General features: G+C 46.5%; 16 protein-coding genes and 1 riboswitch. Of the genes, 3 read left to right on the top strand and 13 right to left on the bottom strand.

Annotated elements, in window-relative coordinates:
• Positions 1–39: 39 nt before the first annotated feature.
• The 4 genes from secA to NIES2104_RS21180 all read right to left on the bottom strand — a co-directional run bounded on the left by secA (position 40) and on the right by NIES2104_RS21180 (position 4,435).
• Positions 40–3,138, bottom strand: coding sequence for a preprotein translocase subunit SecA (gene secA / locus NIES2104_RS21195; protein WP_059000217.1), 3,099 nt, complete (start codon positions 3,136–3,138; stop codon positions 40–42).
• Positions 3,139–3,299: 161 nt separating this feature from the next.
• Positions 3,300–3,668: a type II toxin-antitoxin system PemK/MazF family toxin gene (locus NIES2104_RS21190; RefSeq protein ID WP_192843612.1), complete on the bottom strand. Its 369-nt coding sequence runs from the start codon at positions 3,666–3,668 to the stop codon at positions 3,300–3,302.
• The gene (locus tag NIES2104_RS21185) at positions 3,626–3,838 is read right to left on the bottom strand and encodes a hypothetical protein (protein ID WP_059000215.1); all 213 of its coding nucleotides are present in this window, start codon (positions 3,836–3,838) and stop codon (positions 3,626–3,628) included. The genes NIES2104_RS21190 and NIES2104_RS21185 overlap by 43 nt, the downstream gene beginning before the upstream one ends.
• Positions 3,839–3,895: 57 nt before the next feature.
• Positions 3,896–4,435 (bottom strand): diheme cytochrome C, encoded by a 540-nt coding sequence (locus NIES2104_RS21180; protein WP_059001972.1) that lies wholly within the window; start codon positions 4,433–4,435, stop codon positions 3,896–3,898.
• A 186-nt stretch (positions 4,436–4,621) separates the two neighbouring features.
• Here NIES2104_RS21180 and NIES2104_RS21175 point away from each other — a divergent pair, with 186 nt between their 5' ends.
• Positions 4,622–5,083, top strand: a complete 462-nt coding sequence (locus tag NIES2104_RS21175; protein WP_059000214.1) for a GNAT family N-acetyltransferase — start codon at positions 4,622–4,624, stop codon at positions 5,081–5,083.
• 53 nt (positions 5,084–5,136) lie between these two features.
• On the opposite strand, the gene NIES2104_RS21170 is transcribed toward NIES2104_RS21175, so the two are convergent.
• The 4 genes from NIES2104_RS21170 to NIES2104_RS21155 form a co-directional block, all read right to left on the bottom strand.
• Complete coding sequence (locus NIES2104_RS21170; RefSeq protein WP_059000213.1) at positions 5,137–5,679, bottom strand: Dps family protein; 543 nt, start codon at positions 5,677–5,679, stop codon at positions 5,137–5,139.
• A 114-nt stretch (positions 5,680–5,793) separates the two neighbouring features.
• Positions 5,794–6,399, bottom strand: a complete 606-nt coding sequence (locus tag NIES2104_RS21165; RefSeq protein WP_059000212.1) for a Uma2 family endonuclease — start codon at positions 6,397–6,399, stop codon at positions 5,794–5,796.
• 64 nt (positions 6,400–6,463) lie between these two features.
• Positions 6,464–7,057 (bottom strand): helix-turn-helix domain-containing protein, encoded by a 594-nt coding sequence (locus NIES2104_RS21160; RefSeq protein ID WP_059000211.1) that lies wholly within the window; start codon positions 7,055–7,057, stop codon positions 6,464–6,466.
• Positions 7,058–7,084: 27 nt separating this feature from the next.
• Positions 7,085–8,320 (bottom strand): hypothetical protein, encoded by a 1,236-nt coding sequence (locus NIES2104_RS21155; protein ID WP_059000210.1) that lies wholly within the window; start codon positions 8,318–8,320, stop codon positions 7,085–7,087.
• A gap of 288 nt (positions 8,321–8,608) precedes the next feature.
• On the opposite strand from NIES2104_RS21155, the gene NIES2104_RS21150 reads away from it, so the two are divergent.
• Both NIES2104_RS21150 and NIES2104_RS21145 read left to right on the top strand, forming a co-directional pair.
• Positions 8,609–9,994: a GDSL family lipase gene (locus NIES2104_RS21150; RefSeq protein ID WP_072218109.1), complete on the top strand. Its 1,386-nt coding sequence runs from the start codon at positions 8,609–8,611 to the stop codon at positions 9,992–9,994.
• A gap of 7 nt (positions 9,995–10,001) precedes the next feature.
• Entirely contained in the window at positions 10,002–10,625 is a 624-nt protein-coding gene (locus NIES2104_RS21145) for a Uma2 family endonuclease (protein ID WP_059000208.1), read from the top strand.
• On the opposite strand, the gene cobJ is transcribed toward NIES2104_RS21145, so the two are convergent.
• The 5 genes from cobJ to NIES2104_RS33550 form a co-directional block, all read right to left on the bottom strand.
• Positions 10,622–11,998 carry a precorrin-3B C(17)-methyltransferase gene (cobJ, locus tag NIES2104_RS21140; protein ID WP_059000207.1) on the bottom strand — a complete coding sequence of 459 codons (1,377 nt, stop codon included), beginning with the start codon at positions 11,996–11,998 and terminating at the stop codon, positions 10,622–10,624. The genes NIES2104_RS21145 and cobJ overlap by 4 nt on opposite strands.
• A complete protein-coding gene (locus tag NIES2104_RS21135; protein ID WP_059000206.1) occupies positions 11,998–12,693 on the bottom strand; it encodes a precorrin-2 C(20)-methyltransferase in 696 nt (231 codons plus the stop codon). Before NIES2104_RS21135 ends, cobJ begins: the two co-directional genes overlap by 1 nt.
• Positions 12,694–12,695: 2 nt before the next feature.
• On the bottom strand, positions 12,696–13,325 hold the full coding sequence (locus NIES2104_RS21130; RefSeq protein WP_059000205.1) for a precorrin-8X methylmutase: 630 nt from the start codon (positions 13,323–13,325) through the stop codon (positions 12,696–12,698).
• A complete protein-coding gene (cobG, locus tag NIES2104_RS21125; protein ID WP_059000204.1) occupies positions 13,318–14,607 on the bottom strand; it encodes a precorrin-3B synthase in 1,290 nt (429 codons plus the stop codon). Before cobG ends, NIES2104_RS21130 begins: the two co-directional genes overlap by 8 nt.
• Before the next feature lie 31 nt (positions 14,608–14,638).
• A riboswitch (cobalamin riboswitch) is annotated at positions 14,639–14,778 on the bottom strand.
• A 177-nt stretch (positions 14,779–14,955) separates the two neighbouring features.
• The gene (locus NIES2104_RS33550) at positions 14,956–16,356 is read right to left on the bottom strand and encodes an AAA family ATPase (RefSeq protein WP_082690056.1); all 1,401 of its coding nucleotides are present in this window, start codon (positions 16,354–16,356) and stop codon (positions 14,956–14,958) included.
• Between the last annotated feature and the right edge of the window lie 31 nt (positions 16,357–16,387).

The raw sequence follows: 16,387 nt of genomic DNA, 5'->3' as shown, positions 1-16,387 counted from the left end.
TCGCGGTTTTAATGCGATCGTCTTTTTTTTCATCTCAATCTAAACCACCTCAACCTCAACCTGTGGCTGTTGTTGCTGCGGTTGGAATTGGAACAGCGAGTAGACCACATCCCGACGAATGTTGATCATCATTTCCAAGAACAATTCATACCCTTCGCTCTTGTACTCGATTAGCGGATCTTTCTGTCCGTAACCCCGCAGACCCACCGATTCGCGCAATCCGTCCATCGATTGCAGATGTTCACGCCACAGAGTATCAATCCGATTCAAAATAAAGAACCGTTCCGCCTGACGCATCAGACCCGGTGAAATCGAATCGACTTCTGCTTCTTTGAGGTCATAAGCAATCCGAGCCTGTTCGTGCAAGAACGCTTTAATCTCGCCCAAAGTCATATCTTCTAAATCGCTCGGCTCTAGATCATTGAGCAAATACACGAACTCCTTCACCTTGCTCAGGAGCTTATCGAGTTCCCATTCTTCCGACGGCAGTTCAGGATTGATATACGCCTCTACAATGTCGTCCATTGTGCGCTCTGCATATTCAATCACTTTCTCTTTAAGATCTTGACCTTCCAACACCCGACGACGCTCGGCATAAATGGCACGACGCTGATTATTCATCACTTCGTCATACTCAAATACCTGTTTCCGAATGTCGTAGTAATAGGTTTCGACCTTTTTCTGTGCGCCTTCAAGCGATCGAGTCAACATTTTCGATTCGATCGGCATGTCTTCCTCGACGCGGAAGGCATTCATCATACCCGCAACGCGATCGCCGCCAAAAATCCGCAATAAGTTGTCCTGCAAACTAAGGAAGAACTTAGTCGATCCAGGGTCGCCTTGTCGTCCTGCCCGTCCGCGCAACTGATTATCAATCCGCCGCGATTCGTGACGTTCTGTACCAATGACATGCAGCCCACCGAAACTTACCACTTCTTCGTGTTCTCGATCGGTAAAGACATCATATTCTTTCCGAATCATCTTATAGACTGCCCGCAGACTTTGAATCACCGGATCGTCTGTCGGCGCTTTTTCCGCTGCGGTCGCGATCTTATCTTCCGCTTCCAACTCTGGCAAACTGCGCTCACCATAATGCTGAACGGCGATATGAACCGCATCCTTCAAGGCTTGCTCTGTTTCCGCAGAAAGTTCCGTCGGGTAAATATCCGATTTTGCTTTCCAGGTTTTGATCTTGCGTCCGGGTGCGAAACCTTGCCCGCCATCCCGCGATTCTCCGAAGCCCATTCCTGAAAAATCATCGTCATCTTCTGGCTCAACGATTCGCGGCATGAAGAACTCGCGGATCTTCAGACGCGCCATGTAATCGGAGTTTCCGCCCAGAATAATGTCGGTTCCGCGTCCTGCCATGTTGGTCGCGATCGTTACTTTGCCCAGCCGACCCGCTTGAGCGATAATTTCCGATTCCCGCTCGACGTTTTCCGGTTTCGCATTCAGTAGGTTATGCGGCACGTTTAATTCTTGCAGCAGTTGAGACAGCAATTCTGATTTCTCAACGCTGGTCGTACCGACAAGAACCGGGCGACCTGTGCGGTGCATCTCTTCGCATTCAAGCGCGATCGCACTCCACTTTCCGGTAATGCTCAGAACAAATAAACCTTCATCGCCTTCAGGAACCGCTTGCCGAACCATCCGGTAGACTTCGTAACTGTTTGTCACGGTAATCATTCCGGGGTGCTTCGCTTGCCGTACGATTTCTCTTGCTTGCTCGGTGCTTTGAGGCAAACCAGGACAAAGATTGTGCGGCAATTCCTGTCTTTCGAGCAATTGAGACAGGTTACTCATCGCTTCGAGGTTCATCACCCAGACGAGAACCGGGCGACCTTGTGCGACCTTCTCAGCGCATTCACGAGCAAAAACGGTTAAATCGCCTGCTTCCGTTTTGTAAACGACATCTGATAGATCAACCCGCCGACGCGGTTGGTTTGTAGGAACGAGCGTGACTTCAAGCTTGTAGATCTTTTCAAGTTCCGCTTCTTCAGTTTTCGCCGTTCCGGTCATTCCGGCGAGTTTCGGATACAGCAGAAAGAAGTTTTGATACGTAATCGTTGCTAAAGTCTGGGTTTCGTTTTGGATTTCGACCCCTTCTTTCGCTTCGATCGCTTGGTGCAATCCATCACTCCACCGACGACCCGGCATCACACGCCCGGTGAATTCATCCACGATTACGATTTCGCCGTTTCGCACAATGTAATTCACATCGTTGATGAACAGTTCCTTTGCTTTGATCGCGTTAAACACATAATGCGCCCAAGGATCATTCGGGTCGAACAAGTCGGAAACGCCAAGAAACTGTTCTGCGGCGATAAACCCTTCATCCGTCAGAAGAATGTTTCGCTGTTTCTCATCGACTTCATAGTGATCATCCCGCTTCAGCGCACGAGAAACTCCCGCAGCTTGCAAATATTTCTCAGTCGGACGCTCGACTTGACCAGAAATAATCAACGGAGTCCGGGCTTCATCGATCAGCACCGAATCTACTTCGTCAATCACACAATAATTAAACGGGCGTTGCACCACTTCTTCCATCGAAGTCGCCATATTGTCCCGCAGATAATCGAAGCCGAGTTCACTGTTTGTGGCGTAAGTGATATCGCAGGCGTAATTTTTCTGACGCTCGATCGGACTCATGTTTTGCTGAATCAGTCCGACGCTCAGACCCAAAAAGCGGTGAACTTGTCCCATCCATTCCGCGTCGCGTTTTGCCAGGTAGTCGTTTACTGTAACGACGTGAACCCCTTTCCCAGAGAGCGCATTCAGATAAGCAGGCAACGTCGAAACCAGAGTTTTTCCTTCCCCAGTTTTCATTTCCGCGATTTGTCCATCGTGCAGCACCATCCCGCCGATCAACTGCACATCAAAGTGCCGCATTCCCAAAACGCGCTTTCCGGCTTCTCGTACCACCGCAAATGCTTCCGGCAAAATATCATCGAGAATCTGCTTCTCTTCTTCTTTGTTTTTCGCCTTGGCGAGTCGCTCTCTAAATTCAGTGGTCTTCGCTCTCAGTTGGTCATCTGAAAGCGGCTCAATCTCTTCTTCGAGCAGATTGATGTCGTTGACCAGCGGTTTGTATTTCTTGAGCTTGCGTTGATTGGGGTCGCCCAGGAGGTTTTTAAGCATGACAGGGGAAAATCAGAGCTTCTGAATGTGGGTTGTGGCTTCGGTGATCAAAACGTGCAGAGTTACGCTTTTGTTTCGATCCCGATAAGTATTCCAATCCTATCACTCAGAACGAAACCTGAACGGGCAAAGGCATCGGGGGAAAGCCGAACAAAAGGCGATTATTCTGGCGGCTCTAGATCCAAGTACGTAGCGAGAATCTGCTTGATCTGTTGAATTTGCTCTATCTCGATCTGTCCCAGACGTTTGACCAGGCGTTTTTTATCGAATGTTGCCGGATCAATGCAAACCGCGTAGCTCTCCACATCAAGTCCATTTGTTTCAGAAGGAGCGATCGCGATCATGACAGGCAGCATTTTCGCCTTGGGAGTTGTAGAAGTGATGGGAAGTACAGTGACTCGGCTGCGCTGATTGAATGCGGTTGCAGAGACAATAATTCCAGGACGAGTTTTCTGAATTTCTGAACCGATCGAGGGATCAAATCGAATTAGCCAGATGCTTCCCAATCGGTAATCGCTGCTTGTTGCCATTCTTCATCCCATTCCAGTTCGTCCAACGCGATCGCAGCTTCGACTAGAATTTGCTGCTCTTGCTGCTTTCGCCAACGTTGTAAAAGTGCTTCGATTAACTGACTGCGGTTCTCAACTTTTTGATCAAGATAAGCAACCAGATCATCTGACAAAGAAATCGAGACTTTCATTGAACTTCTCTTAAAAGCTTATGCTACTCCGATTACTACTCAGAGTAGCACAGTGTTCTAGGGTGAATTCTCCCACTCGGCGGTGAGCTTGCGGAAATTGTATTGGTTTGCTCCGGGGTGGCAACTGACGCAGCTAGAGATTGGAATCGATCGAGATAATTCAATTTTCGGATGCAGAATCTTGAACGCCTTCGATTCTCCAAATCGGAAAGGGATTCGCTCTCCTTCAACGACTTGGCGGGAAAACGCTCTTAAATACGTCCAAACGAGCGATCGAGTTGGCTCTTCCAACGGGGTCAGCGTTGCGCCGTAATGTTGAGGATCTCTCAGCAAATCTCGCCAAGTTTGTGTGGGGAAAGCAGCGGGTGGAATTCCAATGTGACAGGTCGCACAGTTTTCTAGATAAGCCTGCTGTCCTAATTTGAGATTGCCAGCGACGACATCGACCGTACCAATCTCAGCCGAGTTCTTTGAGGGTTCAACGGCTTGAGCGAGTCCCCAACCGAGAATTAAACTCCAAATCAAGAGAATTCCAATTAAGATGACGGGAGAACGTCTCCGAATTCGACGGGGTTTGGGCGGAACTAACTTAGACATACGACTCGAATCCGGTTGAACTAGATTGACTTTGATAATACGGCAATCGTGGGCACTGACTCGCGATCGCATGACTTTGTTTCTTTAGCTCAAAAAACTTTCTGAAGCCAGAGTGATACATTTGCGACGGATATCAAAATCGATTTTAGATACAACAAGGTTTCACGCACATTTTGGGACATCAGGATGGATTGTAGTCACGTTCAACTTTGCGATCGTAAAAGCCAAATCGATCTGGTTCAACTTCAAGCGTTATTTCAAGTTGCAGCATTTTGGGCAAGCGATCGTACCTGTGAGGATTTAGCGATCGCGATTAAAAATAGTGATCCGGTGATTTCGGCTTGGGATAGCGATCGATTAATTGGATTTGCTCGTGCAACTTCAGACGGAGTTTACCGCGCCACGATTTGGGATGTTGTTGTGCATCCGGATTATCAAGGGGCGGGTTTGGGAAGGAAATTAGTGCAAACCGTTTTGAGCCATCCGCATGTGTCGAAGGTGGAACGGCTTTATTTAATGACCACGAATCAGCAGGAATTTTATAAGCGGATTGGATTTGAGGTGAACCAGACGACAACGATGGTGTATTTCAATCAGCCGTTAGAATTGCCGCCGACTCCTGTAGAAGTTGAATGTGATATTAGATAGCAAAATGCCCGGAGTCGTGAAGGCTCCGGGCGCTGTTTTAGATTAGTCGATCGCTAGTTTGCGACGCCTGCGGGGAACTTGACTTCGTTCGGGGTTTCGCCATCGGATTCAACGCGCTTACCTTGGATGAACGAGCGCAACATCCACGCCATTTCTTCGTGCTGTTCCATCATTCCGGTGAGGAAGTCAGCCGTTCCTTCGTCATGGAACTCTTCGGAACAACGATCGATGTGTTCGCGCAAGTTGCGGATGATCAATTCGTGGTCTTCGACGAGGTTTTCGACCATCTTCGAGGCAGGAGGAACTTGACCGGTGTGCTCTTCGATCGTGGAGTATTCGATAAAGCCTTTTGCGGTTCCAACAGGATAGTCGCCCAACTGACGAACCCGCTCAGCGATCGCATCGATCGCTTCATTCAAAATGGTGTACTGCTCTTCCCAAATCTGGTGCAAGGAGCGGAATTCGGGACCTGTGACATCCCAGTGGTATTTTTTGGTCTTAATCAAAAGCAAGTTCTCATCTGCCAAGTCGCGGTTTAGCATTTCGCATACGCCTTGGCGTTGTTCGTCGCTTAATCCAATATTGATTTTACGCATGACAATCACTCTCTACCTTATTGGGTTTCTCTTGCTAGTTCACCAAATTTAGACAAGAGTGGCATCAGTCAAAGGTGGGAACGGAGAAATCGCGAATTCTACCTCTAGAGCGTTTTAAGTGCGATCGCTTTCCTCGTTCTGCTGTTCAGAGAAATCGACTTTGTTGTAAAGGTCAGAAATCAAAATCTGACAAGGTACAGATGAAAGTGAGATCTCTAAATTCTCATCTTCATAATCAACTAGAATCCAGCGATTCCCATCCTTTGTGTAATGTTCAACATGAATTGAGTATTGATCAATCAATAAATACTCTTGAAATGCTGAGATTGTGCGATAAGCGCTGAATTTACCAGCTTTGTCATAGTCACGAGTAGATTTTGACAATACTTCTGCAATCAGCAATGGATCTATCAAAGTATCTCTACGACCTTCTTGACATTGAGGCGGTTCCGTCATCACCATTACATCTGGGTAAGTATAAATTCGCTTGTTAGGAATCCATAGGCGCTGATCTGCTACAAAGATGCCGTATGGTTCGCGTTTCAAAGCAACGTTTAGCACGGTGTGAAGATTGCCTGCGATTTTGTTGTGATTGGGAAGTCCGCCTGTCATTAAAAGAATCTCACCATCGTTGTATTCATGGCGCTCATCGGATTGCACCTCAGCTTCTAAATATTCTTCCGGAGTGTATTTGCGCTTAGTTTCGGTTTGGAGAATCATCAGACTAAGACTCCTAATTGCCGTTAGAAAATAATTATATTCTACGTTTAGTATTTTTGCACTACTAAATTGGGCTAACTTTGGCACGATACAACAGTCGATCGTATTGTCGATAGCCCGCATACCGAACTCGCACTAAATCGCCCGGTGCCGCTGTTCCGCCCATTAATTGATGCTGCTGTGGATCGTAAGAAATTTCAGAACCGACGATCGCAGTTTGTTCGATTCCCCATTGTTGTAGTAGTTGCTCGATCGGACGCACTAACGGTAATAGTTTCACGGCTGGAGCTTGCGGATTTTGTTGAGCTGCATACGCCGCCGCAGACCATTGAATCAACCACGGTTCTAAGGTTTGTAAGCTCGATTGTTGGAACTCTTGCAACAGTGTGTCGCGTTGTTCGGATAGTTGGGTTTGTAGTCGATCGTATTCTTTCTGAATGGCTGGCATCAGGTCGAACAGTGCAAGTAGATCAGCGAGTGAAATTTCTAAACCTGCTGCAAATTGAGAGAGTGTTTCTAAGCGGAGTTGTTGAAGTTCTCCACGGCGCAGTTTGAGGAGTTGTTTTTCAGAAATGCCAGTGCGATCTCGGAGTTCTCGGAACGTTTTGAGATTGTGCGATCGCATGAATTCCCGAATCTGCGGCGTGTAATCTGGCATAAATCGTACTTGTTGAGTTCAACTCTATTAGAAGGGTTTGCTGCTAATGCGATCAAGTATCCAACGCCGATGTTTAACCACAAAGAAAATGTAGAGACTGAGCAAGAGGATAAAACAGACGTTACCAAGTGTGTTGTAAGTTGCAATAATTCTCTGATCGCTCCAGTCATACACTTGACTGAGTTGATTCATATCACCGCCAGCGTCCCCATTTCCAAATAAAAGCGACCCCCAAGGAATCGATTCTGTCCCTTTCTTAATCTGTTGCCAGCGTGAAAATGCTGCCCAAAACGTATTCGCACCGACAACGATAAACGGATATCTCCAGAAATCCCATCTCCAATAGTTCGGAAGTTGAAAATAAAACCCGGCAATCATTAACGCACTGAGATAGAATTCGCCGCCAATTCCGCCAAAAGATAGCCACATTTCAAAGTGATCAGCCGACTGTATCCAGGTCATCACAAACTGAAGAATTGCACAAACGATCGCGAAAATGATCGTCGATCGCTTTTTCTCTTTCCAACCCGCGCGGAACGATAAACCGAGTAAAAAGAGAATGCCAAAATAAACAAACAGCGATCGCTCTAATGCCACATTCGTCCAACCAAAGGGAAGCGGAATTGCTCTTCGTCCTGAAAACCAAGCGACGACTGCATGACCGACTTCATGCACCCAAATCTGCAACGGAAGCAGCAAAATTCTCGTAAAGCCAAGCGATTGAAACAGAACTGAGCTACACATCGCGATCGGAAATGCCAGAAGCAAAATATAGCGATTCTTGAAAGAATAAGGATTCAAATCGTCCTTAGAAATTGCATCAAGCTGGAATTGTTTTTTCCAGTTGACCGCTTTTGTCGATCGCATTCCGTAAATCACGATCGTTTTAGTTTCAGGCAATTTTAATTCACTCAGATTTTCATAAATAAAATCTGCATAGTCCGCTGTTGAATTCGTTTTGAAAAACAATTGCAGCGTATTTGCTTGAAATTTAACGTGAAATGGCTCTGGACTGAGGTGTTGAAGCAAGTCTGTCACCTGTTGAACTAGCGGAAGTTCCTCAGTTGATTGATAAAGATCTGCTCGAATGCGATCGTAAGCTGCTTTGAGCAAGACTTTTTCCTGCTTTGCGCCTTGCTGAATTTTCTCCATCACTTTTTTCGAGTACGCTGCATCGAGTTCTGCGATCGAAGTTCCCGGATGCACGTCTAACAGCGCGTAACATTGCTCAAGCGACAACTTATTCATAACGGAAAAAATCATCTGTTTTCTCCGTCAGAATTCCCGCTTTGTGATTGAATCTGGCGATGGCAAATCGGATTCAAATGTTGAGAAATGTCAGAAAAAACGGTTTCGTTGTACGGTATGGTAGTAAGATTTGAAACCAATATCTTAAGACCTTGCGGACTCAAATTCCGTCTGCAACTGTTGAAAAATCGTCAGGTGCGATCGAGCAAACTTGAATGTCTAACGGTTCGATCAATTTCATCTACCAGGTTTAGTACGGATTCTGCGTTACCCGAACTGCGATCGTAAAAGAGGAAAGTGTGAATGTTTTTTAGGTCTAGCCGAAAGTCTTCCTGGTCTAGTCGTTCGCTATATCAGAAGAAAAAGGCATTGCCGAAACGGTGGATCTTTCTCTCGATTCCGCTGGTTTTGCTTGGATTGGAACTGTTTGCCCGTTTAGCTGTGGGCGCAGCAGGCAAAACCGCAGAATTAGATGCGTTTAGAGGTGAACCCCTAAATATCACCGCTTATCGTTTGAAGTTTCTCGATCAGCAAGGACGACCGTTTGCCGGATTGCCAGATCACGGACAACTAACGGTCAAACGTAGCCCGATGTTGGGTTATCGGCTGATGGGCAATCAACAAAATCCCGCCTGGAAAATCAATGAACAAGGATTTCGAGCCGATCAAGCGGTCAGCTTGGATAAACCCAGAGATGAGGTACGAATTTTTCTACTGGGTGGATCAGCGGCATTCGGGCAACTGAGTTCTAACAATCAAAGTACGATCGCGGCTCAGCTTGAAACTCGTCTAAATCAACAAGTCGCGGCTCAAAAATCTGCTCCGAATAAGTTCCGACCAGATACGCTGCCTTATTTTGCGGATGAGTTAGAAAAAGCGCTGAAACTTCCTCCCCGGATTCGAGAAACGCGCTATCGAGTGATTAATGCCGCAGTTCCTGGATATGCGTCTGGCAATGAATTAGCGCAATTAGCGTTTGAAGTGTTGCCTTACAAGCCAGATGCGATCGTGCTGATGAATGGCTATTCTGATCTCTTGTTGCCAAGTGCCAACGAAGGTGTTGATGTTCCAGAAGTCGAATCGTTGATGGCAAGTGCACCGCGGCATTTGATAGCAAGCTGGGGCAATCATTTAGACAACTTTTTCCATCAGTTCTATCTTGTTAAAAGCGTTCAGTACTGGGTATTTCGTCCCCAAACTGCACTCAAGCAATTAATTCCACCCACTGAAGCTCCAGTGCAAGATCGGTTAACGACGGATACAAAAGAGCTAGATCAACGGACAACCCGCTATCGGCAAAATCTTCAGCAAGTTTCCCGGCTTGTCTCCGCTTCTAAGATTCCGTTGTTCATTGCGCTTCAGCCTGAAGTGTCTTCACGTGCTGCCAAACCTGCGGGACGTGAAAAGGAAATTCTCGATCAGTTAGGAGCACGTTACCCAGAGCAGATTAAAACGGGCTATACGAAACTTCAGAGCGCGATCGAACAAGTCAAACGCGAAACGCCCAATACGGCAACGCTGAATTTAACCGAAACCGTGAATACGGCTCAGGGCGAAGTGTTTCAGGATGCGATTCATTTAACAGACAGTGCGAACAGTGCGATCGCGAATCGGTTGTATGATGCGATCGTGCCAAGGCTGCATGTTCAGCCAAAACCGTATACTGGGGGTAATGTCCCACCATCGTAAAGAAGTAATGTTTGCTACTGTAGCTGAGCCACTGACATTTGAAGCGTTTCTTGCTTGGGATGACGGAACAGGCAGAAGCTTCGAGCTGCGAGATGGGATGCCGATGCCAATCACTGAACCCAATGCCAAACACGAAGATCTGATTCAGCGACTCTGTGCTTTTCTAGATCATCATTGTGTGGCGCAAGATTGCCCCTATGTTCCACGTCAGTCAAAGCAGATTCGATTAGGCAACAATCCAACGACAGGACGTGAAGAAAGTCGGAAAGCGGATATCGTTGTATTTGCGACATCGGAATGGGAACGAATGCGACAAAGTTCGATGTCTGCTGCTGCCTATATTCCTCCACCCTTAGTGATTAAAGTGGTAAGTACGAACTGGGCAGATGACTACGATACAAAGTTCCTAGAATATGAAGCGTTGGGCATTTCAGAGTATTGGATCGTGGATTATGGGGCGTTTGGTGGCATCCGCTATATCGGCAAGCCCAAGCAACCGACCATTACACTGAATCGATTGATCAATGGAGAATATCAATCGCAACTGTTTCGAGAGAACGATCGCATTGTGTCCTCGATTCTGACGGAGCTAGAACTCACTGCGGCTCAAATCTTTGCAATGGCAGATTAACTATCATACCGACGAGGCGTATAGACCCAGACGCCGCCATCTGAGCGTGGAATCGATCGCGTTTTACTCGAGCCAATCAAGATCACGGTTCTCATATCAGCATCCTCGATCGACAAATCTCCCAATCGTTTCACCTGGGTTTGCTGTCCAGGTCTACCGAGATTTCGAGCGAGAACAATCGGAGTATCAGAAGTGCGATAGTTCAATAACAGATGTTTTGCTTTTTCTAGTTGCCAAGTGCGAGTTTTGGAAATGGGATTGTAAAAGGCGATCGCGAAATCTGCCTGAGCCGCTGCACAAATGCGATCGGCGATCGTTTCCCAAGGTTTGAGAATGTCCGAGAGGGAAATCGCACAGAAATCATGTCCCAAAGGTGCGCCCACCTGAGCCGCCGCCGCTTGCATCGCGGAGATACCCGGACAGACTTGAATGTCGATCGCGCTCCATTCCGGTTTATTTTCGCGCTCTAGAACTTCAAATACCGCCGCCGCCATCGCATAAATGCCTGGATCACCGGAAGACACCATGACTACCGATCGCCCTTCAGCCGCCAAATTTAGCGCCAATGCTGCTCGTTCTAATTCTTCACGATTGTCAAACACATGAATTTGCTGAGTTGTGCGGAGTGGTTCAACTAAGTTCAGATAGGTTTGATAGCCGATCCAATCTGTAGACGATCGCAAAACTTCTCTCACCTGCGGCGACATCCATTCTGCTGATCCGGGTCCCGTTCCAATAATCGCCAATCGTTGAGTTGAAATCACTTGGTACACTAAACAATCAGAACCGCCTTCGATTGCTTGCTCGGTGACTTTGATGGTTAATCTGGCATCTTCAGCGATCGGTAGCTGACTATTTTCTAACCAAGGTGCAGACCCTTCGATTTTGACGGTTTCACCTGCGAGTAGATCCGCTAAAAAAGTCTTAGCATCATCAGGATTTAATAGTTGATAACCATTCGGAGGCAATAACAATGCAGTCCGAAATCGAATATCTCCGGTCGTTGTAATTGCTGGAACAGTCTCCAATACCGTAGCAATCTCACGAGCAAGATCATTTACGCCCTGTAATCCACCCAGCAACGGAACTACCGCACTACCATCTTCTGCGATCGCAATCACCGCAGGTTCTTTCCATTTGTTATTTAGCAACGGTGCAACGGTGCGAATCAAAATTCCCGCAGCACAAATTCCGACGATCGCAGTTCCTCGACTAAACAATTCGCGAACCGTTTCACCGAATTGAGTAAAAGTACGATCGACTCCAGTGGTTCGATGCTCTAAGCCGTACAAGACTGCATTGGGTAGAGCATCGACAATTCGACGAGCGACGGGAACACTCGCTTGACCTAAAACAACAACAGCGATCGACATTACGGTTGCCACTGACTCGGAATTACAATCATCGCAAAATAAGGCACTTCAGCGGGATTCACTTCGCTGATCGGAATAATTCGCTGACCGGGCATTGTGGCGCGTTCGATGTATTTTGCTCGATCGTATAGTCCCAACTGTTTTAGCACTTCGACCACTTTGCTAAAATGCTTACCAAGTTTGATAATCGCTGCTGCATCTGCGACTGATAATCGAGCCGCTAACTCTTCGGCTGGAAGAATCGAAGAGACAACCATAAACACATCATTTCGATAAGTCAACGGTGTTCCTAAAATTGCTGGGCTTGCCATCACACAAGACACACCCGGAATCACTTCAGTTGGATATCGATCGGATAATCGATTGTACAAATACATAAATGAACCATAAAAGAATGGATCACCTTCGCACAGTACAACCACATCTCTGCCAGCATTTAAATGTTCTGCGAGTGTTTCTGCTGCTTTGTCATAGTAGGGCTGTGCGGATTCTTCGAGCTTGAAGGGAAAATACATTGGCACTTCGATTTGTTCAGGGCGAAGATATTCCGCCACAATCGATCGCGCTAATTTTCGCGCACTATCGGACATCGGGTAAGCCACTACGGGCGACGATCGCAGAACGCGAAACGCTTTCATCGTCAGGAGTTCAGGATCTCCAGGACCAATACCAATTCCATAAAGCCGACCGGTCATCGTTATATCTCCTCTTGTTTTGCTAAAGCGTTAATCGCTGCGGCTGCGATCGCGCTTCCTCCGCGTCGCCCATGCAGCGTAATGAATGGCACACCCCGACTGTTTGCCGCCAATTCTGCTTTTGATTCTGCGGCTCCGACAAATCCCACCGGAAAGCCTAAAATTATTGCAGGTTTGGGTGCTCCTTCGTCTAACAATTCCAACAATCGAAACAATGCAGTTGGAGCATTCCCGATCGCCACGACTGATCCGGCTAACACCGGTTTCCAAAGTTCTAGAGCAGCGGCTGATCGGGTATTGTCGATTGTTTTTGCAAGCTCTGGAACGGTTGGATCATTCAAAGTACAAATGACCGAATTATCCACAGGCAAACGTTTTCGAGTTACGCCATTCGCGACCATTTGAGCATCGCAGAGAATTGAAGTTCCTTTTTCGAGGGCTTGTCTTCCTGCTTGAACGGCATTCGGAGACGCTTCGATATCGTTAGCTAAATCAGTCATGCCGCAAGCGTGAATGAGGCGCACTGTGACATGAGCTAAATCCGCAGGTAAGCGATCGAGGTTTGCTTCTGCACGAATGATCGAAAAGGATTTGCGATAGATGTCGTCGCCGTTGCGAATATAGTCAATCATGCCGCGTGTTAATAAGATGTGCGATCGAGGAAATCTCTGTAGCTGGAATCGGCTGATCTGTTAATAAGCGATCGCCTGCATAGATTGAATAAGCTTCAGTTCCTTGAATGGTCGTTCCAAGTAAGGTAAGCTCTGCGGGACTCGGTTGAGCACATCCTTTATTACAACCTGTGATATGAATGTTCATGGGATGTTCTAGAAGCTTCATAAGTTCAAGGGCGTGAATTTGAGTGTGTGTTTCTGAAGCTGCACATCCTGGTTTTCCAGCACAAGCTACGATCGCTGAATCAATCGGATCAGTCGATAGCTCTAATGCTTTGATTTCGCTCAAAACTTTTGCAGCTTGTATGGTTGGAATGTCGGGAAGCAAAATAGACTGCCAAGGAGTAAGCCTAAGTTCCCCTGAACCGTAAGTTTCTGCTAGTTGAATCAATCCTTTGAGTTGCGCGATCGACATCCACCCCAGCTTTAATGCAATTCCAATGTAAGAACGTTCAGATTGTTTCTGAGGTTGAATTCCTAAATGCTGTGATTGTGCCTCTGAAATTGAAGTATTTGAAGGGTTAAATTCAAAAGGAACCCGATTCAAAAAGCCTTCAATTCCCCATTCTTTCAACAAATCGCGCATTCGAGGTTTTTTCTTATGCGACTGTTGAACATACTCTAAATAAGCGTGTGATAAAGCTGCGATCGCACCTAAACAATCAGATGTTTCTACGTTCGTTTCATAAAACTGTCGATTGCTGCCGAGTGTGAGCTTGAATCGATCGCGGCTGATTGCCGAAAGCTGAATTTCATTGTATCGATGCTGCCATTGAGATCCAGATCTTGCCCCAATTCCAACTGTGCCGCCGCCATCAATCCCGATACTAAACTTTGGAGGTAATCCAATCAGTTCTGGTGTGTTCTGAATGTAATCATCGATCGCTTGAACAATCGATCGCACATCGATCAATTCGCTTGGATCAATGCCTGCGGTCGGGCTTGTCATTATATTTCGCAAATGATCCAACTCAGGATCTTTTGCCGCCAGTCCGACCGATTGCAGCATTGTATAAGCTTCAGAAGTCGGAATCGATCGCACTGCGCGGAATTGAAGATTTGCCCGATTGGTGACTTGAATGTTTGAAGTCTGCCAGCGATCGCTCAGTTCTAAAATTGCGATCGCTTGTTTTCGATTCAAGATTCCACCCGGAACCCGAATCCGAATCAAAGTTCCATCTTGTGCAGGTGTCCCGTAGAATAAACCAGGACAAGGATTTGATGCCGCCAACCAACTCATGAATACGCCTCATCTCCGTGGATCGCAGAGAATCTCATCGACTTGCTCAGGTTGGCATTCTGACTCGAACGATCGCCGCTCATCACAGTTGCGCCACAGTACCGGATTCGCACCGGACTTCCCCAATCCTTAGCCCATGCAGCATATCACACTCGATTGCCACCCGTTTCGATCGACAAACCTTTCTTAAGAAACGTGACAGTTAGAGATGTTCGAGCCGTCTTCGTTTGTCGCAACGTCCCGCCCTGAAATTCGCTCTTAGTCTACTTCAGTAGACTTTCGTCGGTTAGCCCGAAATTCATTTCAGGGCGGGAGACAATCGAAGCGAAAGAACTTTCAAATCTCTTTCTACGATCGACGCTGACCCGCGTATCGACTGCCGACTTGAGCCGGGATATCTTCAGGTAAAAGCGTTGTCAATGTCTCATCACTGAGTGAATTTAACACAGCCAATCGATTCGCCTGACGTTCGATCATTCGCTCAAATAAATTCCGTACAAGTCTTGCATTTCCAAAGTTTTTATCTCGATTGACGTACAGATCTTCAAAGATTGATCGTAGTTTTTCTCGTGCGTCATTCGATAACTTAAAGTGGCTTTTACCGCACATTTTTTCTAAAATTGCGAGTAATTCTTCAGGCTTATAGTCATTAAAATAAAAATATCGATTAAACCGCGATTCTAAACCTGGATTCGACTCGATAAAGGTTGCCATTTCATCGGTATATCCTGCCACGATTACGACTAAGCGATCGCGATAATCTTCCATGCGTTTGAGCAAAACATCGATCGCTTCTTGCCCAAAATCTCGTCCTGATTCTCCTGGAACTAGCGCATAGGCTTCATCGATAAAGAGAACTCCATCAAGCGCAGAATCGACCAAATCATCGACCTTCTTCGCAGTTTGTCCGACATATCCCGCCACCATCCCTGAGCGATCGGTTTCGATTAAATGACCTTTATTTAGAAATTCGAGTCCGTGAAAAATTCGGCTCATCAATCGCGCAACCGTTGTTTTTCCGGTTCCTGGAGGTCCACAAAACACCGCATGAAGTGAAACAGAAGTTTTTGCTAAACCGCGATCGACTCGAATCTTTTGCACTTTGAGAAAATTCGCCAGCGTTTTCACTTCTTCTTTAATATTTTCCAGTCCAATCAAATCATTCAATTCAGAAAGTGCCTCTTCTAAAATTTGTTCAGGGCTTTCAGTCGATTCTATTCCTGGAATTGAAGCGAATCCTGATTGATAATTTTCTAGTTTTTGATAAGTATGAAGTCGTTGCCAAATCTGCGAAAGTGTTTCTAAATCTTGTAGATCTACTGAGCCATCAGATTTAACGATCGCTTGAGCAAATTTATAAACGGCATTAATTACTGTACCTAAATAATTCGTTCCCTTCTCTTCATCGAATCGATTGACGATCGAAGGTAATAAAAACGTTTCAGACTGATCCTGAGTCAAGTCTAAAATAATTTGCAGCGTGATCTTTTCATATTTCGATCGCTCCGGAGTTTCCCAAAGATGAATGGCTGCGTTTAATTTTTCTGCATCTTGCTTGATCAGCGCATACACCACGAGAAACGCAAGCAATTCCGGCGGTCGTACCGTTCCACGACTCCGCGCACACTGTTGAACGAGTCGAGCCAAATCCCGCACTATCACTTCTGCAAATCGAGCATCCAATGCCAACAGCGGCGAAACTGCTTTGTGAAGCGCGTTTGCTTCTTGCTTTAAAACTCTAGAATTCATGACTAGCGGTTTTATCCTACAGAAAACCTTT

This window comes from Leptolyngbya sp. NIES-2104, from assembly GCF_001485215.1.
GTDB lineage: Bacteria > Cyanobacteriota > Cyanobacteriia > Leptolyngbyales > Leptolyngbyaceae > Leptolyngbya.
This window is presented reverse-complemented; position numbering and strand designations above follow the sequence as displayed.

Excerpts from the sequence above, each read along its gene's own strand:
- cobG (WP_059000204.1), bottom strand. The coding sequence starts at position 14,607 with ATGAGTTGGTTGGCGGCATCAAATCCTTGTCCTGGTTTATTCTACGGG.
- NIES2104_RS21150 (WP_072218109.1), top strand. The coding sequence starts at position 8,609 with ATGTTTTTTAGGTCTAGCCGAAAGTCTTCCTGGTCTAGTCGTTCGCTA.
- NIES2104_RS21180 (WP_059001972.1), bottom strand. The coding sequence starts at position 4,435 with ATGTCTAAGTTAGTTCCGCCCAAACCCCGTCGAATTCGGAGACGTTCT.
- NIES2104_RS21130 (WP_059000205.1), bottom strand. The coding sequence starts at position 13,325 with ATGATTGACTATATTCGCAACGGCGACGACATCTATCGCAAATCCTTT.
- NIES2104_RS21165 (WP_059000212.1), bottom strand. The coding sequence starts at position 6,399 with ATGATTCTCCAAACCGAAACTAAGCGCAAATACACTCCGGAAGAATAT.
- NIES2104_RS21190 (WP_192843612.1), bottom strand. The coding sequence starts at position 3,668 with ATGGCAACAAGCAGCGATTACCGATTGGGAAGCATCTGGCTAATTCGA.
- NIES2104_RS21155 (WP_059000210.1), bottom strand. The coding sequence starts at position 8,320 with ATGATTTTTTCCGTTATGAATAAGTTGTCGCTTGAGCAATGTTACGCG.
- NIES2104_RS21175 (WP_059000214.1), top strand. The coding sequence starts at position 4,622 with ATGGATTGTAGTCACGTTCAACTTTGCGATCGTAAAAGCCAAATCGAT.
- NIES2104_RS21160 (WP_059000211.1), bottom strand. The coding sequence starts at position 7,057 with ATGCCAGATTACACGCCGCAGATTCGGGAATTCATGCGATCGCACAAT.
- secA (WP_059000217.1), bottom strand. The coding sequence starts at position 3,138 with ATGCTTAAAAACCTCCTGGGCGACCCCAATCAACGCAAGCTCAAGAAA.
- NIES2104_RS21135 (WP_059000206.1), bottom strand. The coding sequence starts at position 12,693 with ATGACCGGTCGGCTTTATGGAATTGGTATTGGTCCTGGAGATCCTGAA.
- NIES2104_RS33550 (WP_082690056.1), bottom strand. The coding sequence starts at position 16,356 with ATGAATTCTAGAGTTTTAAAGCAAGAAGCAAACGCGCTTCACAAAGCA.
- cobJ (WP_059000207.1), bottom strand. The coding sequence starts at position 11,998 with ATGTCGATCGCTGTTGTTGTTTTAGGTCAAGCGAGTGTTCCCGTCGCT.
- NIES2104_RS21170 (WP_059000213.1), bottom strand. The coding sequence starts at position 5,679 with ATGCGTAAAATCAATATTGGATTAAGCGACGAACAACGCCAAGGCGTA.
- NIES2104_RS21185 (WP_059000215.1), bottom strand. The coding sequence starts at position 3,838 with ATGAAAGTCTCGATTTCTTTGTCAGATGATCTGGTTGCTTATCTTGAT.
- NIES2104_RS21145 (WP_059000208.1), top strand. The coding sequence starts at position 10,002 with ATGTTTGCTACTGTAGCTGAGCCACTGACATTTGAAGCGTTTCTTGCT.